The sequence below is a fragment of the Myxococcus sp. AB025B genome, from assembly GCF_006518215.1.
GTDB classification, from domain to species: domain Bacteria; phylum Myxococcota; class Myxococcia; order Myxococcales; family Myxococcaceae; genus Myxococcus; species Myxococcus fulvus.
Genome location: NZ_SRLW01000172.1, coordinates 1 through 21,216 on the forward strand (window position 1 = coordinate 1; position 21,216 = coordinate 21,216).

Below are 21,216 nucleotides of genomic sequence, written 5' to 3' on the forward strand. Positions count from 1 at the left end.
CTCCGGGGCGCCCGCCCCAGCCCACGTTCGCCTGCAGCTCGAAGCCCCTTGGCCCCTGGCGGTGGCTCACGAGGATGGCTGTCCCGTCGAGGTGGGCCAGCGTCAGCGGCTCCGACGTCCCTCCCGCCTCGCCCCAGTCATGCACCGCGGAGAACGACAGGGCGTACTTCATGGGGTACGGCTGGCGGCCCAAGAGGATGTGCCGCACGTCCAGGACGACTTCCGCTCCCATCAGGCGCGCGCCCAGAATGTCCGAGGCGAAGGCCTCCACGTAGAAAGGCCTCAGCATCCCCGTCACCACCGCGCCGGCTGGGTTGTAGTCGGGGTTGCCCCGGTTGTTGTAGCGGCGCACCAGGTGCCCGGACAGCAGCGTGTAAGACTTCAGCGTGCCCACCCACACGAAGTTCGGCGCGTCGCCTCCCACCATCAGGGTCTGCACCACCTGGCCCCAGTCGGAGAGCTCGTCCCAGTCCTCCTTCCGCACCAGGCTGGCGCCCGCCGCTCCGCCCCACAGGCCCAGTCGCACTGAAGCGCCCAGCTCGAGCTGGAGCAGGCCTGGATTGACGACCTCCAGTCGTGGGTGGACCTGAAGGAAGCCCTCCGCCGACCCTGCACCTCTCCGGGGCAGCAACATCCACGTCGTGGTCTCCAGGCTCAGCCTGCTCGCCCAGCCGGAGCCCGAGTCCTCCTCCTGTCCGGCCTCGTCGTCTTCAACGACAGGCTCGAGCAACTCGTCCACGTCCGGCTCGAGGAAGACGAGGTCCTCATCCCGCGCGACGGGGTCCTCGGGCACGGCCAGTTCCTCTGCCCACACCGCTCCGGGGAACACCCACAGCAACACGACGGCCCAGCGCATGAACATCGACATCTCCTGAGAAGCCCCCAAGCGAGGGCAGAGGTCCCCCCGTCCGGTCCGACAGGGCGCCGGGCCGAGGGTGGATGGATGGATGACATTGCAGGAGTCATGAGCAGGCAGCCGGGCCCTGCCATGGACAGACGTGTCACGTCGCGGCGCCAGGAAGACCTGGCTCCGTGCATGACTCCAGACGTACGGATGGGATGGCCGAGGACCGGGTCCTCAGCGGGCGTCAGGCATGCAGCCCGACGAAGCGCGGACGGCGACTGGGCGCACGACGACCGTCAGCACGCGCCTCACCGGGCGGTACCGAAGGCCTCCGCGCGCGGAGCGCGCCCAACGAGTGCTTCGTGAAGAATCAGGAAGGCGGATCCAGCGCGCCGCCCTCCGGACGCGCTCCGTGGCCACCTGGGAAGCGCGCAGTCGCGCGAAGGCACTCCATCACAGTGGGGAACACGTCGTCCTCCAGGGCTCGTCGAAGCGAACTAGACCTATTTGTCTAGTCGATTGAACCTGGAAACGGCATTCCGCACAAGGCCGAACGAGGAAATCCGTGCTGTCCTGGCGGCAGCCTTCGCCGGCTACGGAAAGGTGATGTTGCTCAGGGTGACGGTGCGCCGCATGTCCGCATCCCAGAGCGTGAGCGTAAAGCGCCCCTGCGGAGTCTCCTCTGCAGCCTCGGCCTCTACGACCACTCGCTGGAGCGCCGAACCCGCGGCCAAGGGGCCGGACTGCCATACTTGGAGCACCTTCAATTCCTCGTTGCCCTTGCCCCTGAGCATCGCCCCCACTGCGGCCCACGGCTGGGCGTCCCGTCGTGACATGAGAGCAACCACGACAGCCACCCTGCGGGCAGTTCGGTACGCATATACAGAGTGCTTGTCTGCTGCTCCTCCAGGGCCCAGGGGAACACCATCGGTCACATCGCGGAATTCAACGCTTCGTCGGCCGAGGACTCCTGTCGAGATGAGACCCGTCAACCCATCGGGTGTATTTCGCGCCGCGCGCAAGTGCTCATTCTCCTCTCTGCACTTCTCAGCCTCGAGTCGCGCCTGCCGGACTTCCTCCTGGTACGTCTCGACTCGCCGCTTGCGTCGATAGACCTCGACATGCGCCTCCGACCTCGCAGGATGTGCGACCAAGACGAACGTCGCACTCACAGGGGCTGCTCCATCCTGGAAGCGGACCGTCAACTTGAGCCGTTCTCCCGCCGAGATCTTCTCGGATGGGACCAGGCGCAATGTGCTGAGCCCAGCGTCCAGCATCGCGAAGCGCTCGCGCCCCTCGAGCGTCAGTCCTTCTCGGTTCACTTCCGAGTCAAAGAGGAACACCGTCGAGAGCCCAGGGCTCACCGCCACTTCAATCGCTGGCTGCGCATCATCCGAGACCAGTTCGATTCGGCGAACGCTGAGTCCCACGGGGGATGAGGGCGACTGCGCCAGCGCCGCCCCTTCTCCTGCGAGGAAGAGGAAAAGCAGCACGGCCGACACTGAATGATGCACGCGACGTTTCTCCTCGACCCAGCCAGCAGCGACACCGCTGGCGACCCACGAGCGTCCGCCCACCAGCGACACTTCATTCAAACTCACTCACCGCACGGACATAGAACCCAGAGTACACGCGAGCCTTTCCCGAATCCCCTCCTCCTTCCTTGAGCGCCAGTCCGAGGTTTCCCGAGGTGTCCTCCCCTTCCAGGCACACCGGGAAGCTCTCTCCGCGAAAACGCGCTCGCGTGAGTCGGACATAGACGCGGTCGGCCACGAAGATCCGCCCAGACAGTGTGGCCATGTCCGAGCCCAGGATGATCTGTGCAGGCCCTTCCCTCACCGTAACGAACTTTTGCTCTCCGCGGAGGAAGCTCGCCCCCTCACTCATTCCCCCAATCTTCATGCCCAGCTTCCGCATCCCCTCCACAGCGCCTTCCGGGCACGGCTCGGGCTCCGGAGCAGGGCGCACCTGCGCCCCGGAGCACGCGAGCGTCGTGCAGAGGGCCGTCACCGAAAGGGCCACGCCAGCGCTCTTCGTGACCTTCCTGGCGGGCGCTGGCGAGGAGGAAGGGGTGTCACTCTTGGGCGTGGTCACGGCGGCAGTCACCTCGGTCATCATCGCGGAAGGCGCGACGGCCGCAGGTGTTGCCTCCGGCCCGGTGGGAGCTGCGGCCGGGGCAGCTTGTGGTTTCTTTGCAGGCGCCGCTACTTCTTGGCCTGGGACGGAGAGGGCCGGAGACTGGGGTGCCCGCTGCGAGAGGAGTCCTCCCGCCGCCAGGGCGGCGGCCAGCAGTGCCACCCCCAGCCCGCGCCCCATCCTCGGCCGGGAGAGGAACGGCCTCCGCGCCACCTCGACGACGGGCGCCACCGGCTCCGCCCTCGGGGACTCCGCCACGGGTGCGGCCTCCGCCCCAGCCTCGAGCACCAGGCTCGGCGGCCGCGCCTCCACGGGCACGACCTCCTCCAGCAGCTCCGGCCCGAGCCCCCTGCCACGGCGCAGGTTGCGCAAGGGGCGCCTCGCCCACCGCGCGAACCCATCCACCTTGCCCTCATTCTCCGTGGTGGCCGCGTTCGGGCCCTCCGCCTCGAACAAGGGGGTGCGCCAGGCCTCACCGTCCGCTCCGGACAGGAACGCCTCCAGGGCCGCACACGCCGCGCTCGCGTCGGATCGCGCGGAAGGCTCCTTCTCCAACAGCCGCATGCACAGCACGCCCAACGGCTCCGGGACGAAGCGGTTGACGAGATGCGGGGGCACAGGCGACCTGCCCATGACGCCCTCGACGTACTCCGCGTCGCTCCCCGAGTCGAAGGGCCACCTCGCCGTGAGGAGTCGATAGAGGACGATACCCAGCGCCCACATGTCGTCCGACGGAGCAGACACGTAGCGCGCGCTCGACGGCTGCCCCAGGTGCTGCTTCCAGAAGCGCCAGGCCTCCGGCGGCCGGTACTCCAGCGTCCCGGGCGGCAACAGGGATTGGGTGACGCCAGGAGCGCCCCTGTAGTCCCCGATGCCGTAGTCCACCAGCACCGCCAGTCCATCCGCGCCGCGCACCATGACGTTGGCGTCCTTCACGTCCCGGTGCACCACTCCCGCCGCGTGCGAGGCCTCGAGCGCGCGCGCCACATCCAGCGTCACCTCCGCCACCCGCCGCGCCGAGGGGTTCTCCACCCGCACCCACTCGCCCAGCTTCCGCCCCTCCACGTACTCCATGGCGATGAGGGCGAAGTCACGCTCCCCCGCGCGCCAGTAGGAGAAGCCGCGAAGCCCCACCACGTTGGGATGTCTCAGGCGCAAGAGGATGGAGACCTCCTTCTCGACCCGCCCCTCCACGCGCCGCCGCTCCACCAGCTTCAGCGCGCAGGCCTGTCCGTCGTTCATCGCGAGGTACACGGTGCCGAAGCCGCCCCGGTCCAGTTGCCGCACCACCGTGTAGCCCTGCACCACGTCACCCGGGGACAGCACAGCCGGAGGGCCTTCGACCCTCACGGAGACATCCTCGCGGCGACACTGTCGGACAGCAGGACCGCGACCCCGCGCATGCGACACCCTCACTGGCGCCGGCCGACGTCACGACCCGCGACTCAGGTATACTCTCCTGTACCCATGAACCAACAGCTTGCCATCCACCTCGGCTCCATCGTCCGACTCGCGCGGGAGCAGATGAGCCTGACCCAGGTCCAGGTCGCGGAGCGCGTGGGGCTGAACTCCGTCGTCTACAGCCGGATCGAACGCGGGCACATGATTCCCAGCGTCGAGACGATGAAGAAGCTCTGCGTCGAGCTGATGGTCTCCCCGGAGGACCTGCTGGGCCTCACCGAGTCCTCGTCCCGTGCGGCGCGGCCCCGGCCGGAGGACGACACCACCTTGCGCCGGCTCATCTTCGTCGCGAGGAAGCTCGACGCGGGCCAGCTGGACGCCCTCCTCCGCGTCGCCACGGAGTTCGCCCGCTGAAGCGACGCAGGCCGAGCGGCCTACTCCTTCCCGAGCCCCAGCTCGTGTCGCTCCAACCCCGCCGGGTAGAGGCCGGCCTCGCCGAACTCCACCTGGTCACGCAGCTGCCCGCCCGCGGACACGACCTGCGCCGCCTCCCTGGCGGCCTCCGCGCGGCCATAGGGCTGGGGGAGCCGGGTGTGGGCGACGCCTCGCAGCGCATCCCGCAGGTCCGCCGCCGTCGCGAAGCGCTCCTGGGGGTTGACCCGCAGCGCGGTGTGCAGCACCGCCTTCAGGTCGTCGCCGAGGGTCGCAACCGCATCCTCGACGACGTCCGGGCCGAACGTCTCCATGAGGGCCTGCATCTGCGCCAGCGGCAGCGAGGGGGGCGCCTCCGTGCGCAGCCGCGTCTGCTTCGCCACCACCGGGACGTCCCGCACCTCGAACAGGTGCTTGCCCGTGAGGACCTCCACCAGCATCACGCCCAAGCTGAAGATGTCGGAGCGCGGCGTCAGCGGGTCCTTGCGCAGGTATTCGGGACTGGAATACGCCACATCCCCTCTCAACAGGCTCTCCGGCGACTCCTCGCGCCCCACCAGCAGCGAGTACGCAGCCCCGAAGTCCAGCACCTTCACCTCTCCGTGAAGGCCCAGGGCGATGTGCCGAAGACTCACGTCGCGGTGGATGATTCCCAGGGGAGCCCCCGTGTCGGAGGTCAACGTATGGGCATGGTGCAGCGCGTCCGCCACCTCCACCCCGACGTACAAGCCAAAGCCCACCGACAGGGGTTGGCCCCGCACCAGGGCGGCGCACACCAGCGTCTCCAGTGAAGGTCCCGCCACGTACTCCATGACGGCGTAGGCCGCGTCCGCCACCTCATCCGTCTGCACATGGAAGACTTGCGCGATGTTGGGGTGGCTGAGGCGGAAAGCCAACTGCACCTCTTCGTACAGCCTCTGTCTTTGGAGGAACGAGGAGGGATTGGCGAGCTGACGGACCAGGCAGGGTCCTGGAAGGCTCCCATCCCCCACGCGCCGCTCCACCACGAGGAGCCGCTCCCCATTCGGCCGCACCTCCAGCTCCCTCACGCCTTCGTAGCGCACGCCCTCCACTTCGAAGTGGATGCGCGACGCGCCGTGTTCGGCTCCGACGGGGAAACTGGAGGGCAGCTCCTCCGTCGTCGATTCATCTCCCGGACGCTTCGACATGGCGCTGAATCCTCCTGACCGCAGGGCTTGGGCTCACGGTCAACGAGCCTCTCCGTCACCGGAGCGCGCCGGCATCAAGGTCTAGTCGACTTGACCTGGGAGATAACATGGCCCTCCATTCCTGGGAAGCCCGCCTGGAACTCCCTCGACATCACAGCCAGGTTCTCTCACTTCGTCGCCTCAAGGGCTCACGACCCGACCCAGGAAGAGCACGCTCTTCGTCGCCACCTCCTCGATGACGAACACGAACGGGCGGTCCACGTGGACTTCGGGAGGAAGCGACACGGGCCCGAACTCGACGGCGGTCGCGGCGGCGGCCTCGGTGCCCGCCTCGTCCACGGCGATGAAGGCCTGATGTTGCGCGCCAGTGAGCATCAGCCGCTCCTCACTCGTGATGCCAGACAGATCCGCGCGGTCGGAGAAGGCATCCTCCATTCCCAGGGAGCGCAGCGCATCCACCAGGGCGGCTGACTGCCGCACCTCGAAGCGAGGAAAGCGCAGCAGCATGTGCCGCTCGCTCAGGTTCGCTCGCACGGTGTCCAGGAACGCGGCGGACAGGCGCTGCTCCACCTCCTGGAAGCGCCCCGCGTCGGGGACGATGACGAGCATGCGAAAGGCGCGGCCCACATAGGGAAGCGCGATCGCGTCATAGCCCTCTCCACGCGCGAAGGGGAACGACCACGAGGTGTGCATCATCGGGACCTGCGTCGTGCCACCCGTCAGGCCATGGAAGGTCTTCGGGCTCGTGGCCTGGGCAGGGAACGGCGTACGCCAGGCCCCCTTGAAGTGGAGGGCATTGGCCAGGACCAGCCGCGTGTCGGCGCGCACCTCTCCCTGGGGAATCAGGTCCTGGATGCGGTCAGCCGTCACGCCGGAGACCCAGTCGTTGATGGCGCGGCGCACGCCGTCCGGGTCCGCGGCGAAGTCCACCGTGCGCAAGCCCGCGCCGTGGTGCTCGGCGAGCACGTCCAGGTAGGCGGGCTCGAAGCGATAGCCCTGCTGTCCCCAGAGGGCATTCACCGCGCGGAGCGTCGGCGCCGGCCCCTTGTCGCCATGGGCCTGCCCCACCTGCTCCTGGAGCGCCAGGTCCAGCCGATTGAGCGCCGGGTGCAGCTGCTCAGAGGGCAGCGTGAAGCCCAGCGTCCGTGCCATCTGCGCCTGGGTTTCGCCGCGTGCTCCGGCATACACCAGGCTGAAGGCCCGGGTGATGCTGAGGGGAGACACGGCGGCGTTCTCTCCAGGCTCGGCGAGCCGACGGTAGAGCGCCACGCCGAAGTCGGTGTTGCCGGCGACCAGCGCGGCGAAGTCCGTGTCGGAGACGGAGGGAGACCTCACCCGCTCCTTCTCCGAGGCGACGAGCGCCCCCGGTGGAGGCGGCTCCCGCTCGGCCGGGGATTGCTCGTCGGAATGGCAGCCCGCCAGTCCCCACACCACCGCGAACATGAAAGCTTTCAGCGACGTCGATGAAGCCATGAACCAGACCTTTCGGGAGCAAGAAGGTTCGCCTCCGAAAGCAAGGGCCATGCACATGCCACGGGCCTGGAACTTCAGATGTTTGGCCTTGTCCCCTTCCCGCCTGCCCTCGGATTTCCGAGGACCCGCCCCGCCTTTTCACCAGCGCCCCGTCACGGGCCCGGGGCTCGACATCCCCATGACACGGGGACGCTGGGCGGCGGGCCCGGAAGGTGCCAGCGTGCGGGGGCATCCCTTCCGCGAGGACCTCCGCGTCATGCCCGCCGACGTCGCCCTGCTCAAGGAAGTCCCCCTCTTCGCCGCCCTCGACGACGAGGAGCGCGAGCTGCTCGCCGCCCAGCTCGAAGAGGTCCGCCTTTCCGCCGGAGAGAAGGTCTTCTCCCGCGGAGACCCCGGCGGCGCCATCTACATCGTCAGCGCCGGCGAGGTGCAGATATCGGTCGAGGACACCACCGGCCAGGTCATCGTCTTCGAGACCGCCCGCCGCGGTGACTTCTTCGGGGAGCTGTCCCTGCTCGACGGAGACCCGCGCAGCGCCGACGCCCGCGCCATCCAGGACACCCACGCCCTCAAGGTCGACCGCGCCGACCTCCAACTGCTCTTCCAACGCCACCCCTCCAGCGCCATGGACGTCCTCACCGCCATCGGCCGGCGCCTGCGCGAGGCGGACAAGATGCTCCACAGCCGCCCCACCCTCAGCCCCAACGAGACCGTGGAAGAGCGGCTCACCCCCATCCAGCGGCTCGCGGACGGCCTCTCTGCCTTCAGCGGCACGTTCACCTTCATGCTGCTGCACGCCGCCTGGTTCGCGGTGTGGATCTCCATCAACCTGGACTTCATCCCCGGGTTCCACGCGTTCGACCCGTTCCCCTTCGGCCTGCTCACCATGGTGGTCAGCCTGGAGGCCATCTTCCTGTCCTGCTTCGTCCTCATCAGCCAGAGCCGTCAGGCCGCCAAGGACCGCATCCGCTCGGACGTCGAGTACGAGGCCAACATCCGCGCCGGCCTGGAAGTGACACACCTACACACCAAGCTGGACCACCTGTACGCGCAGACCATGGCCCGCCTGGACGCCGTGGAGCGCGGGCGCTCCACCCCCGCCCCCCGCGCTCCTTCAACGGCTGAGGCGGCTCGGAGAAGGCCAGACTGAAGCTCAAGTCGAGACGACGCCAGCCCCTGCTGGCCTGCCCACCACCACTTCCGCCACTCGGATGCCTGTGTCACCCAGGCCGCGAAGCACTTCGACGAAGCGCTCGCTCGCGAGAGTCACGGCGGGGTTCCAGCGAAACCGGAAGACATCCTCTACCGGCATCGAATCGGCATCGAGCCATTCCTCATCAATCGATGGGGCCGACCGTGGCTGGGTACCACACACCGGGCACGACTCGCCCATCGGCAGCGGACGACACTCGGGGACGTAGTCGCCGCCCACCTGAAGCTCGAACTCGAGCAGCGGCGGCACGTCGCGAGGAGTCTTCGTCGCCGTCGGCACGGGCTTGATGCCGCGTAGGTTCGCCGAGAGGAGCCGCTCCACGCCAGTGGGTTGGGCGTACAGATTCCACGGAGCATCCATCGACAGGGGCGCCGGACGGCCGCGGACTCGCCCCTCCAACGGCCCCATTCCCATCCCGGGGCGTACGACAGCGCCCGGTGGGAGGAGCGGCAGGATTCGGTCCCTCAACGGCGCATATTCGTCCCAAGGCACGAACCGGGCCTTTCGGTACGCCCGCTCCTCGGGAAGCCCGGACAAATCGACGCTCGGGTAGTTGAGCGCGATGGTCATCGGCCCGGCGTGGCACCGGGGACACTCCGTTCCGGGAAGCCCCCAACGACGCTTCGCGTCCAGCGACCATCGCCACTGGGTGGCCGCCGCATCATCGATAGGGTCGAGTCGGAAGAAGCGCATCTCTAGTCCTTCGACAATTGCAGGTTCGCAGTGAGCTGCTGCCAGTCCCACTACCCACGCACTCCCATGGACTGCCCCCGGACAATGCCGTTGGGGAAAACGCGAATCCAAGCCCCGGATGTCAGATGCCTCAGGTAGGGTGGCGCTCACACACCCCATGAAACCCGCCGAGAAAGCCGCCCTCCTCCTCGAGCGCCTGCGCGAGCAGCACCCCGACGCACGCTACGAGCTTGACTGGTCCACCCCCTTCGAGCTGCTCGTCGCCACCATCCTCGCGGCCCAGTGCACCGACGAGCGCGTCAACCGCGTCACCGCCACCGTCTTCCCCAAGTACCCCGGCCCCCAGGCCTTCGCCGACGCGGACACCGCCCAACTGGAGGAGGACCTCAAGCCCACCGGCTTCTACAAGCAGAAGACCAAATCCGTGCAGGCCATGAGCCGGGCGCTCCTGGAGCAGTTCGGCGGCGAGGTGCCCCGCACCGTGGAAGCGCTGGTGAAGCTCCCCGGCGTGGCCCGGAAGACGGCCAACGTGGTGCTCAACACCGCGTTCGACCTCCCCTCCGGCATCATCGTCGACACCCACGTCGCCCGCGTCAGCCAGCGCCTGGGCCTGACGAAGCACGACAAGCCCGAGGCGATTGAGCAGGACCTGATGAAGCTCGTCCCCCAGGACACCTGGACCTTCTTCGGCCCCGCCACCGTCCTGCACGGCCGCTACACCTGCACGGCCAAGAATCCCAGATGCGAGACGTGCATCGTGAAGGACATCTGCCCACGCATCGGCGTATAGGCCCACCCGGCTTGCCGGGTCAGCGCCGTATCCGCCGCAAGCACGGAATACAGACAATGAAACGGGGGTTCGAGCGTATCTACGCAAGACATGACCCCTGCTCCTTCGTCGGCCACCCCCACCGACGCCCGCCCGGTAGACTCAGGCGAGCGCCTGGCGTTGCTCGACACGCTGCGAGGCTTCGCGCTCTGCGGCGTGTTCATCTCCAACACCTTCATGTGGTTCAGCGGTCGGGCGTTCCTCCCCAAGGAGCAGCTCGAGGCGCAGTTCACCCAAGGCTCGCTCATCGACCGCCTCATCATGCCGGCCTTCGGCATCCTGGTGGGCGGCCGGTTCATCACCATCTTCTCGTTCCTGTTCGGCCTGGGCTTCGCGGTGCAGCTGGGGCGCGCGGACGCCCGGGGCTCGGACATCACCCGGCTCTACATCCGCCGGCTCGTGGTGATGCTGGCCTTGGGGCTCAGCCACCTGTACCTCATCTGGTACGGAGACATCCTGAGCAACTACGCGCTGCTCGGCTTCTGGCTGTTGTTGTTCCGGAAGCGGGACGACCGCACGATTCTGGGATGGGCGATAGCGCTGCTGGTGGTGGGCCCGCTGCTCACCACCTTCGTCCTCAAGCTCCCGCAGCTGCTCGCCGCCACCCCCGAGGCCGCCGCCGCGCTGGCGAAGGCGCAGAGCGAACGTTCGGCGGCGCTGAAGGTCGCCCTGTTCCCCAGCTTCACGGACGGGAGCTGGTGGGATGTCGTCAAGGCGGGCGCGACGTTCCACCGGGTCGAGTTCCTGCACATCATGGTCCTCCACTCGGTGGGGCTCCTGGGTCGCTTCCTCCTGGGCTTCTACGTGGGGCGCCGGCGTCTCTTCCATGACGCCGCCCAGCACCTGCCCCTCTTCCGCCGGTTGCTCTACGGAGCGCTGGCGATGGGAGTCGTGGGCGGCGGCGTGGGCGCCGTGGTGCAGCAGCTGGTCATCCGGAAGATATTGGACCCGGACGCGCTGCCCGCGTGGCTGCCGTTCGCGATGACGCCCATCCGGACGATGGGCGAGCTGGGCTTCGCGGCGACGTACGTGCTGGCCATCACCCTGCTCTTCCAGCGTGCGACCTTCCAGCGCGTCCTGTCGGTGCTGGCGCCCGTGGGCCGCATGGCGCTGACGAACTACCTGAGCCAGTCCGTCATCAGCGTGCTCGTGTTCTACGGCTACGGCCTGGGGCTGTTCGGGAAGCTGGCTCCCAGCCTGTGCATCCTCTACTGCCTGGGCGTCTTCGCCGTGCAGATCGCCTTCAGCCACCTGTGGCTGTCGCGCTTCCGCTTCGGGCCCATGGAGTGGGTGTGGCGCTCGCTGACGTACGGCAAGGCCCAGCCGATGCGCAAGAGCGCCGGGGCCACTGGCGCGGCGGTCGCTGCCTGAGCCCCTGATTCCGCCCGCGAGGCATGTGACACGAAGCCTCGCGGGCGCGTTCAGACTTCAGCGCCGGGGCACGGGTGGGAAGCCGTGCTCCCGCGCCCTCCAGGCCACCAGCAGCGTGGGCACCAGGAGGAGCACCAGCATCCACGGGAACGAGCGCGTCCCCAGCGTGTCGAGCAGCACGCCGCCCACAAGCCCTCCTCCCGCGATGGCGATGTTCCACACCGTGACGACCATGGACTGCGCGACGTCGGACGCCTCCCCGGCCGTCTTCGCCGAGGCCGTCTGGAAGAGCGTGGCCACGCCGCCATAGGCCAGCCCCCAGACGGCGACGCCCGCGTGGACCAGGGCGGGAAGCCCGCTCGTCAGCGCGAGCACCCCCGCCACCGCGATGAAGAGCGCCGTGCTCAGCAGCACCAGCTCGCGCAGCCACCGGTCGATGAGCACGCCCACGCCCCAGATGGAGGCAAGCGCCGCCACGCCGAAGACGAGCAGCACCACGTCGATGTCCCCCGCCATCCCCGCCGCCCCTAGGAACGGGGCGATGTACGTGTAGAGCACGTTGTGCGCGAGCACGAACGCCAGCGTGACGAACAGCACGGGGCGGATGCCGGGCATCAGGAACACGCGGGTGAGAGACAGCCGCTGGTCCTCGGGCTGCCCGGGGAAGTCCGGCACGCGCGCGAGCACCCAGCCCACGAGCACCAGCGTCAGGCCACTCATGATTCCGAAGGTGACGCGCCAGCCGACCGCCGCACCCAGGAACGTGCCCGCCGGAATCCCCAGGGACAGCGCGAGCGGGATGCCCACCATCGCGATGGCCATCGCCCGGCCCTTCTGTCGCTCGGACACCAGGCGCGCCGCGTAGCTGGCGACGAGCGCCCAGAGCAGCCCCGCGAACACCCCCGCCAGGAAGCGCGCCGCCAGAGTCACCGCGAAGCTGGAGGACACGGCGGTGACGGTGTTCACGACGGCGAAGCCCAGGATGGCGCCGAGGAGCAACGGCCTGCGTCGCCACCCCTGCGTCGCCGCCGTGAGGGGAATCGCCGTCAGCAGCGTGCCGAGCGCGTACAGCGTGACGAGCTGTCCCGCCAGGGACTCGGAGACGCCCAGGTCCACGCTCATCCGGGGCAGCAGCCCCGCGGGGAGCGCCTCGGTGAGCACGGTGATGAAGGCCGCCATCGCCAGCGCGAGGAGCCCTCCGAGTGGGAGCGCGGGTTCGGTGGCATCGACAGGGAGTGAGGAGGAGGTCATGGCCTGTGGGGATGAGGTCGATACACGGAGGCCCTCGTGCCGAAGAGGCGAGGTGGGCCCGTGCGCGTCGACCGTGAGGTGTTGGCGAGCAAGGTAATTTCGGGCGGGCTCGCGGACCATCACGCTAGAGTTCGGAACACATCGGACATGGATGTCCGGAATCGGAGCGCGGTGGATGGACAGTCTCGGCTCACTGCAGGCCTTCGTTCAGGCGGCGGAGGCGCGCAGCTTCACCGTGGCGGGACGACAGCTCGGGGTGTCGTCGTCGGCCATCGGCAAGGCGGTATCGCGGCTGGAGGAGCGGCTGTCGGTCAGGCTCTTCCACCGCTCGACGCGCACCATCACCCTGACGCCGGAGGGCTCGCTCTTCCTGGAGCGCTGCCGGCGCATCTTCTGTGAAATCGAGGCCGCGGAGCTGGAGCTCGCGCGCACGCAGGAGGCCCCGCGCGGCAAGCTGCGCATCAGCATGCCCCTGGTGGGCATGTTGATGATGCCGACCTTGAGCGCGTTCATGCGCGCGTATCCGGACATCGAGCTGGACCTGGACTTCTCGGACCGGCTCGTCGACGTCATCGACGAGGGCTTCGACGGCGTGGTGCGCGGCGGAAGCATCAGCGACTCACGGCTGATGGCGCGGGTGCTGGGGACGTTCCGGCTGGTCCTCGTCGCCTCGCCGGACTATCTCGCGCGCCGGGGCACACCCCGCAGGCCCGAGGACCTGAAGCAGCACGCGTGTCTGCACCACCGCTTCGCCACCACCGGCAAGCTGGAGCGCTGGCCGTTCCGCAAGGGCCGCAAGAAGGAGGTGGAGCTGCCCACCACGGTGGTGGCGAGCACCATCGAGCCGCTCATCCACCTCGCCGAGCAGGGCCTGGGCATCACCTGCCTGCCGGACTTCGCCCTGCGCCGGCAGTTCGCGCAGGGCACCCTGGTGAAGGTGCTCGACAGCCACCTCCACCACCAGGGCACGTTCCGGGTGCTGTGGCCCTCCAGCCGCTACCTGTCCCCCAAGCTGCGGGTGTTCGTGGACTTCATGGCGGCGCACCTGTTCGAGACCTGAGACTTCCGGGCCCGCCCGCCCGCCGGGCCGCCATCCATTCCACACAGGATGCACGCGGACCCATCCCCGCCGGACACAGGGTGTGGCAGACTCTGGGGGACCATGTGGGATTGGGTCCGCCAGTTGGGCGAGTGGGCGCGCGAGGGTGCGCCCTTCGCCGTGGCCACCGTAACAATGTGTCAGGGAAGCACCCCCGCCGAGCCCGGCGCGAAGCTGCTGGTGCGCGGGGACGGCGTGTTCCACGGCACCGTGGGCGGCGGACACCTGGAGCAGCTGGTGCTCGCCGACGCGCGCGGGTGCCTGGAGCGCGGCGAGTCCCGCACGTACCGCTACCCGCTGGGCGCGAAGCTCGGCCAGTGTTGTGGAGGCGTGGTGGACGTCTTCGTGGAGCCCGTCAACCACGGGCCTCGGCTGTACCTGTTCGGCGCCGGCCACGTGGGCCAGGCGGTGTGTCGCATCCTGGAGGGCACCCCCTTCCGGGTGCACCTGGTGGACGAGCGCCCCGAGTGGCTCCAGGGCGAGCGCATCCCTCCTTCCGTGACGCGCCACGACGAGCCGTGGGAGGACTTCTTCGCCCGCGCCACGTGGGACGCCAGGCGCACCTATGTCGCGGTGATGACGCACCGGCATGACCTGGACCAGGACATCGTCGCGGCGGCGCTGGAGAAGCCCGCGCGCTACCTGGGCCTCATCGGCAGCAAGACCAAGTGGGCGCGGTTCCGGCAGCGGCTGGAGGCGCGCGGCGTGCCCGCGAGCCTCTTGAGCCGGGTGCAGTGCCCCATGGGGTTGGAGCTGGGCGGCAAGTCGCCCCAGGAGGTCGCGGTGAGCATCGCCGCGGGCCTGCTCCAGCTCCACCACCAGCCTTTCGTCGAAACCCGCCCCGAGCCGTCCGTCTCGGAGCCGCCCCGCCTGCGCGGGGTCTCGTCTGGAGAATGAGCACCATGTTCGAGTTCCGGCTCAACGGGAGCGTCGTCCGCGTCGACGACGTGTCCCCCAACACCACGCTGCTCGACTTCCTGCGCGCCCGGGGCGCCACGGGGACGAAGCAGGGCTGCGCCGAGGGCGACTGCGGCGCGTGCACGGTGGCCATGGTGGACCGCGATGCCCAGGGCCACCGCAACCTGCGCGCGTTCAACGCCTGCATCACCCTGGTCCCCATGGTGGCCGGCCGTGAAATCGTCACCGTGGAGGGCGTGGGCTCGAGGGAGAAGCCCCACCCCGTGCAGCAGGCCATGGTGAAGCACTACGGCTCGCAATGTGGCTTCTGCACGCCGGGCTTCGTCGTCTCCATGGCGGAGGCGTACTCGCGTCCGGCCGTCTGTACTCCGGAGACGGTGGCGGACCAGCTCTGTGGGAACATCTGCCGCTGTACCGGTTACCGGCCCATCCGCGACGCGATGATGGAGGCGCTCGCCGCGCGCGACGCCGCGGTGGGGTTGACCGCGATTCCCGGCACGCCGCTCGGCGGTCCCGCGGCGGCCCTGTCGTCCGTGAGCTACGAGGCGAAGGGACAGAAGTTCCTGCGGCCCACGTCGTGGGAGGAGCTGCTCGCGCTGAAGGCCGCGCACCCGGAGGCGATGCTCGTCGCGGGCGCCACCGAGCTGGGCGTGGACATCACCAAGGAGGCCAGGCGCTACCCCTTCCTCATCTCCACCGAGGCGGTGGAGGGCCTGCGCGACATCCGTCGCGAGGCGGATGGATGGCACGTGGGCGGCGCGGCGACACTCGTCGACCTGGAGGACGCGCTCGGCTCGGCGCTGCCCGAGGTGACGAAGATGCTCAACGTCTTCGCGTCGCGGCAGATCCGCCAGCGGGCCACGCTCTCCGGGAATCTGGTGACGGCGTCGCCCATCGGCGACCTGGCGCCCGTGCTGCTCGCGCTGGACGCGCGGCTGGTGCTGGCCTCGGTGCGAGGCAAGCGGACGGTGGCCCTGTCGGAGTTCTTCCTCGCGTACCGCAAGACGGCGCTCCAGCTGGACGAGGTGGTGCGCGCCATCGTCATCCCCCACGGCCCTTCGGCGGACAGCGGGCTGACGCGGCGTTCGGATTCCTTCAAGGTGTCCAAGCGGCGCGAGCTGGACATCAGCATCGTCGCGGCGGGCTTCTGCGTGGACGTGGATTCGGGCGGCGTGGTGCGCTCGGCGCGGCTGGGCTACGGCGGCGTCGCGGCGACCCCGATTCGCGCGCGTCGCACCGAGGAGCTGCTGGTCGGCAAGCCGTGGACGCGGGAGACCGTGGACCAGGTGCTGCCGGTGCTCGGCGCGGAGCTGTCCCCCATCAGCGACTTGCGCGGGAGCGCGGAGTACCGACGCGGGCTCATCGTGAGCCTGTTCGAGAAGTTCTTCACGGGTGAGCGCAGCCCCTCGCTGGACGCGGCGCCGGGCTTCGTCGGAGGTGACGGTGAGGTGCCCACGGACGCCACGCGTGTCCTGCGCCACGAGAGCGCGCTGGGGCATGTCACGGGCGCGGCGAAGTACGTGGACGACGTGGCGCAGTCTCGGCCGATGCTGGAGGTGTGGCCGGTGTGCTCGCCGCATGCGCACGCGCGAATCCTGCGCCGGGACGCGACGGCCGCTCGGGCCCTGCCCGGCGTGGTGACGGTGCTGCTCGCCGAGGACATCCCGGGGATGAACGACACCGGGCCCATCCGCCACGACGAGCCGCTGCTCGCCAGGGACGAGGTGCTGTTCCACGGGCAGATTGTCGCGCTCGTGGTGGGCGAGTCGGTGGACGCATGCCGCGAGGCCGCGCGTCAGGTGGTGGTCGAGTACGAGCCCCTGCCCGCGGTCCTCACGGTGGAGGACGCCATCGCCCAGGGCAGCTACCACACCGAGCCGCACATCATCCGCCGGGGTGACGTGGACGCGGCGCTCGCGGCGAGCCCGCGCAGGCTGTCCGGCACCGTGTCGATTGGCGGCCAGGAGCACTTCTACCTGGAGACGCACGCGGCCTACGCCGAGAAGGGCGACGACGGGGACATCACGGTGGTGTCCTCCACGCAGCATCCGTCCGAGGTGCAGGCGGTGATTTCGCACGTGCTGCACCTGCCGCGCAGCCGCGTGGTGGTGCAGTCGCCGCGCATGGGTGGCGGCTTCGGCGGCAAGGAGACACAAGGCAACGCGCCCGCGGCGCTGGTGGCGCTGGCGTCGTGGCACACGGGTCGACCGGTGCGATGGATGCTGGACCGGGACGTGGACATGGTGGTGACGGGCAAGCGACACCCCTTCCATGCCACGTACGAGGTCGGCTTCGACGAGCAGGGCAAGCTGCTGGCGCTGAAGGTCGTGCTGGTATCGAACGGCGGCTGGTCGCTGGATTTGTCCGAGTCGATTACGGACCGCGCCCTCTTCCACCTGGACAACGCCTATTACATCCCGGCCACGAGCTACACGGGGCGGGTGGCGAAGACACACCTGGTCTCCAACACGGCGTTCCGGGGCTTCGGCGGTCCGCAGGGCATGCTGGTGGGCGAGGAGGTCCTCGCGAGGGTGGCGCGCGCGGTGGGACTGTCCGCGGAGGACGTGCGCGAGCGCAACTTCTACCGGGGCACGGGTGAGACGAACACCACGCACTACGGACAGGAGCTGGAGGACGAGCGGCTGCCGGGGCTGTGGCGTGAGCTGAAGGAGTCCTCGGAGCTGTCGCGTCGGCGCGCGGAGGTGGACGCGTTCAACGCCAGCTCACCGAGCATCAAGCGGGGGCTCGCGATGACGCCGATGAAGTTCGGCATCTCGTTCACCGCGACCTTCCTGAATCAAGCGGGCGCGCTGGTGCACGTGTATCGGGATGGCTCGGTGATGGTGTCGCACGGCGGCACGGAGATGGGCCAGGGCCTGCACACGAAGATTCAGGGCGTGGCCATGCGTGAGCTGGGCCTGCCCGCGGACGCCGTCCGGCTGGCGAAGACGGTGACGGACAAGGTGCCCAACACGTCCGCGACGGCGGCGTCGAGCGGCTCGGACTTGAACGGCGCGGCGGTGCGCGAGGCGTGTGTGAGCATCCGCGAGCGGCTGGCGCCGGTGGCGGCGAAGCTCCTGTCGGAGAAGCACGGGCGCGGGGTGGCGCCGGAGTCGCTGGTGTTCGAGGGCGGCCGCGTGGGCGTGAAGGGCGCACCCGAGGTGTCGGCGGCGTTCGCGGCCGTGGTGGACGCGGCGTATCTGGCGCGCGTGGGCCTGTCCGTGACGGGGTACTACCGGACGCCGGGCATCGGCTACGACAAGGCGAAGGGCAAGGGGAAGCCGTTCCTCTACTTCGCGTATGGCGCGGCGGTGACGGAGGTGGAGGTGGACGGCCTGACGGGCATGAAGCGGGTGCTCCGGGTGGACGTGCTCGAGGACGTGGGCGACTCGCTCAACCCGGGCGTGGACCGGGGGCAGATTGAGGGCGGCTTCGTGCAGGGCCTGGGGTGGCTCACGGGTGAGGACCTGCGGTGGGACGCGAAGGGGCGGCTGCTCACGCACTCGGCCAGCACGTACCCGGTGCCGGCGTTCAGCGACGCGCCCGTGGACTTCCGGGTGAAGCTGCTGGAGCGGGCGACACAGCACAACACCATCCATGGCAGCAAGGCCGTGGGCGAGCCGCCCCTGATGCTCGCGCTGTCGGTGCGCGAGGCCTTGCGCGACGCCGTGGGCGCGTTCGGTGCACCGGGCGGAGACGTGGAGCTCGCCGCCCCCGCGACGCACGAGGCGCTGTTCCTGGCCATCCAGAAGCGCCTGGCGCGAGACAAGGCGGAGGACGGACGCGTCGCCGCATGATGGACCGTTGAAGACAATGTCCAACCTGGAGCGGCCACAGCGGCGCGTCGAGCGAACGAGGGCTCAGCTCCGGGTCGGCGGCACGTCCGCCGGAGCCGTGCGCACCGACTCCTGGAGGACCCGGGCGAGCGCCTCCAGGTCCACCGGCGCCGAGGGCGGCTGCTGCGCGAGCGCATCCTTCAGACACTCCGTCATCACCTGCCCGAACTCCGGCCGCGCGAAGAGCCCTGGACGGCTGTCCGCGGCGGACTGGAGCGCCTGCTCGACGACGGCGCGCACCCGGGCCTCGTCCGCCTCGTTGAGCCCTGGCCGCTGCACCAGCGCGTTCGCGACGATGCGCTCCAGATCCTCGGGCCCCACGCCGTTCATCAACGACACGTTGATCACCGGCACGGGCTCCGTCCCCGGGTTCACCCACGCGGTGGACACGTAATGTGCGTGGAGCCGCCGCACCACCTGGTCGTGCTCGACCAGCTTCACGATGGACGACACCTGCGACTCGTCCATCCCCAGCGCCTGCGCCAGGGCGGCACGACGTGCGTCATCCGGGGCCGCGTCCAGGGCCACCACCGTGCCCCACAGGTCGATGGCCCCGCGTACCAGCAGCCGGTCCGCGAGTGACTTCGCTCGCGCGCTGCCCACCCACTGGAGCAGCAGCGCCTGGTCCTGCCAGTCCACCAGTCGCTGGAGGCTGTGATTGGTCGAGAAGAACAGCCGCGCCGTGGGCACATAGGCCAGCCCATGCGTCGACTCGATGCCCTCCTCCGCGAGCCGGGCCACGTCGTCCCGGGTGAGCCCGGCGATCTCCTCCAGGTCCGCCACGCCCGCGGGGTTTCGCACCGCGATGCCGAACAGCGATGCGGCCTTGGCCACGACGAACTCGAGCACCTGGTCTCCGAGCGCCGCCACCGTGGCTCCCAAGAGCACCGCCCGGTCGAACCACTGCACCAGCGGCGCCTCGGAGCCCGCCTTGGGCGTCAGGAACATGGCCGCCACCACCGTCGCGCACAGCGAGAGCAGCATGGAGCGGGTCGCCCACGAGTACATCCGCGCGTTGAAGTCCTGGCTCGCCAGCCGCACGACGATGCGCCCGAAGTGGATGGCGAACGACACCGTCGCGGCGGACGCGGCGGCCACGGCCACCAGCGGAACCATCGTGTATCCCTCTGCCGTCGGCTTCGGGAGCGGGAAGCAGATGAGATAGGAGAGCCCCAGCGTCAGCGTGGTGACCAGCCCATAGATTTGAGCGTGGAGCCCCACCTTGCCCAGCGCGGCCCGGAAGAGCAGCCGCTCGTAGCTCCACGACTTCTGGACGCTCAAGAGGATGCGCTGGTCCGTCGGACTGTAGTTGCCCGGAGGATGCGCCAATTCGAACCGGGTCCGCGTCAGCCGCGAGCGCGCCGAGAGCAACGACGTATAGGTCAAACCGAACGGCAACAGGATGAGGAACACCGGCAGCCGCCACCCGCCCGGGACGTCCGGGGCCGTCGCCGCGGCGTGCTGACCCGCCACAGCGACGATGGCGAGCGCGAGGACGACCAGCGCCACGTCCACGACACCCGCCACGTGCTGCGTCCAGCCGCGACGGACCACCCCAGGCTTCTTCGGGGCGGCGCGCTTCGGCGCACGTCGCTCCGCGCGCCACCGCGACCACCAGCCGCGCAGCCCTCCCGGAGCAGGAGGGGATGTCGGCTCCGCGCGCGGCTCGAGCAGCTCATTGTCTTTCATTGCATGTCCCCCGTGCCGCCGTTCACCCTGGCGGCGCATCCCGCCAGGGCGAATCCAGAGCATGGCGCAGGGGCCACCCCTCGCTCAAATCGACGTCCCTCTCAGCGTCGCCGCGGCAGACCGAAGCGTCCACCTCCAACCAGATGCGGAGGAGACTGCGCGAGACACAGCCACCGGCTATGGGTGTACCGACAACAGGTCTCGAAGGACCACTCGCCAGCGGCGTCCATCACCTTGAAGCAATAGGAGGCCTCTCGCCTCCCACTCCTTGCGCGGTGAAAGGACCACCGCGCGATGGTCGCGGACCGCTCATCCGCGGGTCACCTGTCCGACGTCAGGAAATGGCCTGGCAATCTCAGCCAGCCACCCGCTCCAGCCCCGGACGCGCGGCGTCAACACCCTCGGGCATCACGGTGGACTCGGGGAAGCTCGCGCTCGCCCAGCGGGCCAGTTCCGCCACGCACGCCTCGATGGCGCCGCCCGTCGTGAAGATGTGATTGGTGCCCCGCAGCCGGACGCGCGACAGGTTCGGATGCGGCAGGTCCGCCAGCGCCGAGCGGTGGATGCGGTCGAAGAACACGTCGCGCAGCTTGCCCTCCGCCGTCATCACCAATACCGGCTGCCCGCGCCGCACCACGCGCTGCCACGCGCGCACCAGCGGCACGTTCGCCACCGCCGGCAACGAATCCCAGTCCATCAACAGGTCCAACAACTTCTGACGCGGGAACGGCACGTACTTGAACAGCCGCGCGTACTCGTTCTCGCGCGTGAGCATCCGCATCCATCCCCAGTACGAGAACAGCTTCGATGTCACCCGCTTGAGCCGCCCCGGAGCCGCCTCCGTCACGTCCCCCTCCCCCAC

The 21,216-nt window shown here is 69.3% G+C and carries 15 protein-coding genes and 1 pseudogene; 7 read left to right on the top strand and 9 right to left on the bottom strand.

The window, feature by feature from the left end; translation table 11 throughout:
* The 3 genes and pseudogenes from FL311_RS26010 to FL311_RS26020 all read right to left on the bottom strand — a co-directional run.
* Positions 1–862, bottom strand: a pseudogene (locus FL311_RS26010) (hypothetical protein); the annotation flags it as partial.
* Between the two features lie 575 nt (positions 863–1,437).
* Positions 1,438–2,358, bottom strand: coding sequence for a DUF2381 family protein (locus FL311_RS26015; RefSeq protein WP_141329050.1), 921 nt, complete (start codon positions 2,356–2,358; stop codon positions 1,438–1,440).
* A gap of 73 nt (positions 2,359–2,431) precedes the next feature.
* Entirely contained in the window at positions 2,432–4,330 is a 1,899-nt protein-coding gene (locus tag FL311_RS26020) for a serine/threonine-protein kinase (RefSeq protein WP_141329025.1), read from the bottom strand.
* 117 nt (positions 4,331–4,447) lie between these two features.
* Between FL311_RS26020 and FL311_RS26025 the strand changes: the two genes are divergently transcribed.
* Positions 4,448–4,795, top strand: coding sequence for a helix-turn-helix domain-containing protein (locus tag FL311_RS26025; protein WP_141329027.1), 348 nt, complete (start codon positions 4,448–4,450; stop codon positions 4,793–4,795).
* Positions 4,796–4,815: 20 nt separating this feature from the next.
* Here the strand turns inward: FL311_RS26025 and FL311_RS26030 are convergent, their stop codons facing one another.
* The gene (locus FL311_RS26030; RefSeq protein WP_141329029.1) at positions 4,816–5,982 is read right to left on the bottom strand and encodes a serine/threonine-protein kinase; all 1,167 of its coding nucleotides are present in this window, start codon (positions 5,980–5,982) and stop codon (positions 4,816–4,818) included.
* A 180-nt stretch (positions 5,983–6,162) separates the two neighbouring features.
* Complete coding sequence (locus tag FL311_RS26035) at positions 6,163–7,425, bottom strand: serpin family protein (protein WP_228557078.1); 1,263 nt, start codon at positions 7,423–7,425, stop codon at positions 6,163–6,165.
* 286 nt (positions 7,426–7,711) lie between these two features.
* Between FL311_RS26035 and FL311_RS26040 the strand changes: the two genes are divergently transcribed.
* Complete coding sequence (locus tag FL311_RS26040; RefSeq protein WP_228557079.1) at positions 7,712–8,605, top strand: DUF1003 domain-containing protein; 894 nt, start codon at positions 7,712–7,714, stop codon at positions 8,603–8,605.
* Positions 8,606–8,608: 3 nt separating this feature from the next.
* Here FL311_RS26040 and FL311_RS26045 read toward each other — a convergent pair whose 3' ends face one another.
* A complete protein-coding gene (locus FL311_RS26045) occupies positions 8,609–9,361 on the bottom strand; it encodes a double-CXXCG motif protein (protein WP_194869367.1) in 753 nt (250 codons plus the stop codon).
* A gap of 157 nt (positions 9,362–9,518) precedes the next feature.
* On the opposite strand from FL311_RS26045, the gene nth reads away from it, so the two are divergent.
* Positions 9,519–10,151, top strand: coding sequence for an endonuclease III (gene nth / locus FL311_RS26050; protein WP_141329035.1), 633 nt, complete (start codon positions 9,519–9,521; stop codon positions 10,149–10,151).
* A 90-nt stretch (positions 10,152–10,241) separates the two neighbouring features.
* Positions 10,242–11,561, top strand: a complete 1,320-nt coding sequence (locus tag FL311_RS26055) for a DUF418 domain-containing protein (protein ID WP_141329037.1) — start codon at positions 10,242–10,244, stop codon at positions 11,559–11,561.
* Between the two features lie 57 nt (positions 11,562–11,618).
* Here FL311_RS26055 and FL311_RS26060 read toward each other — a convergent pair whose 3' ends face one another.
* Positions 11,619–12,812, bottom strand: coding sequence for an MFS transporter (locus FL311_RS26060; protein ID WP_141329039.1), 1,194 nt, complete (start codon positions 12,810–12,812; stop codon positions 11,619–11,621).
* Positions 12,813–12,987: 175 nt separating this feature from the next.
* Between FL311_RS26060 and FL311_RS26065 the strand changes: the two genes are divergently transcribed.
* The 3 genes from FL311_RS26065 (at position 12,988) to xdhB (ending at position 18,626) form a co-directional block, all read left to right on the top strand.
* A complete protein-coding gene (locus FL311_RS26065) occupies positions 12,988–13,872 on the top strand; it encodes a LysR family transcriptional regulator (protein ID WP_141329041.1) in 885 nt (294 codons plus the stop codon).
* A gap of 102 nt (positions 13,873–13,974) precedes the next feature.
* Positions 13,975–14,808, top strand: coding sequence for a xanthine dehydrogenase accessory protein XdhC (xdhC, locus tag FL311_RS26070; RefSeq protein WP_141329043.1), 834 nt, complete (start codon positions 13,975–13,977; stop codon positions 14,806–14,808).
* Between the two features lie 5 nt (positions 14,809–14,813).
* Positions 14,814–18,626, top strand: a complete 3,813-nt coding sequence (xdhB, locus tag FL311_RS26075; RefSeq protein ID WP_228557080.1) for a xanthine dehydrogenase molybdopterin binding subunit — start codon at positions 14,814–14,816, stop codon at positions 18,624–18,626.
* A gap of 63 nt (positions 18,627–18,689) precedes the next feature.
* Here xdhB and FL311_RS26080 read toward each other — a convergent pair whose 3' ends face one another.
* Complete coding sequence (locus FL311_RS26080) at positions 18,690–20,354, bottom strand: hypothetical protein (RefSeq protein WP_141329046.1); 1,665 nt, start codon at positions 20,352–20,354, stop codon at positions 18,690–18,692.
* Between the two features lie 355 nt (positions 20,355–20,709).
* Positions 20,710–21,216, bottom strand: a 507-nt coding sequence (locus FL311_RS26085; protein ID WP_228557081.1) for a hypothetical protein, incomplete at its 5' end; no start/stop codon positions are given.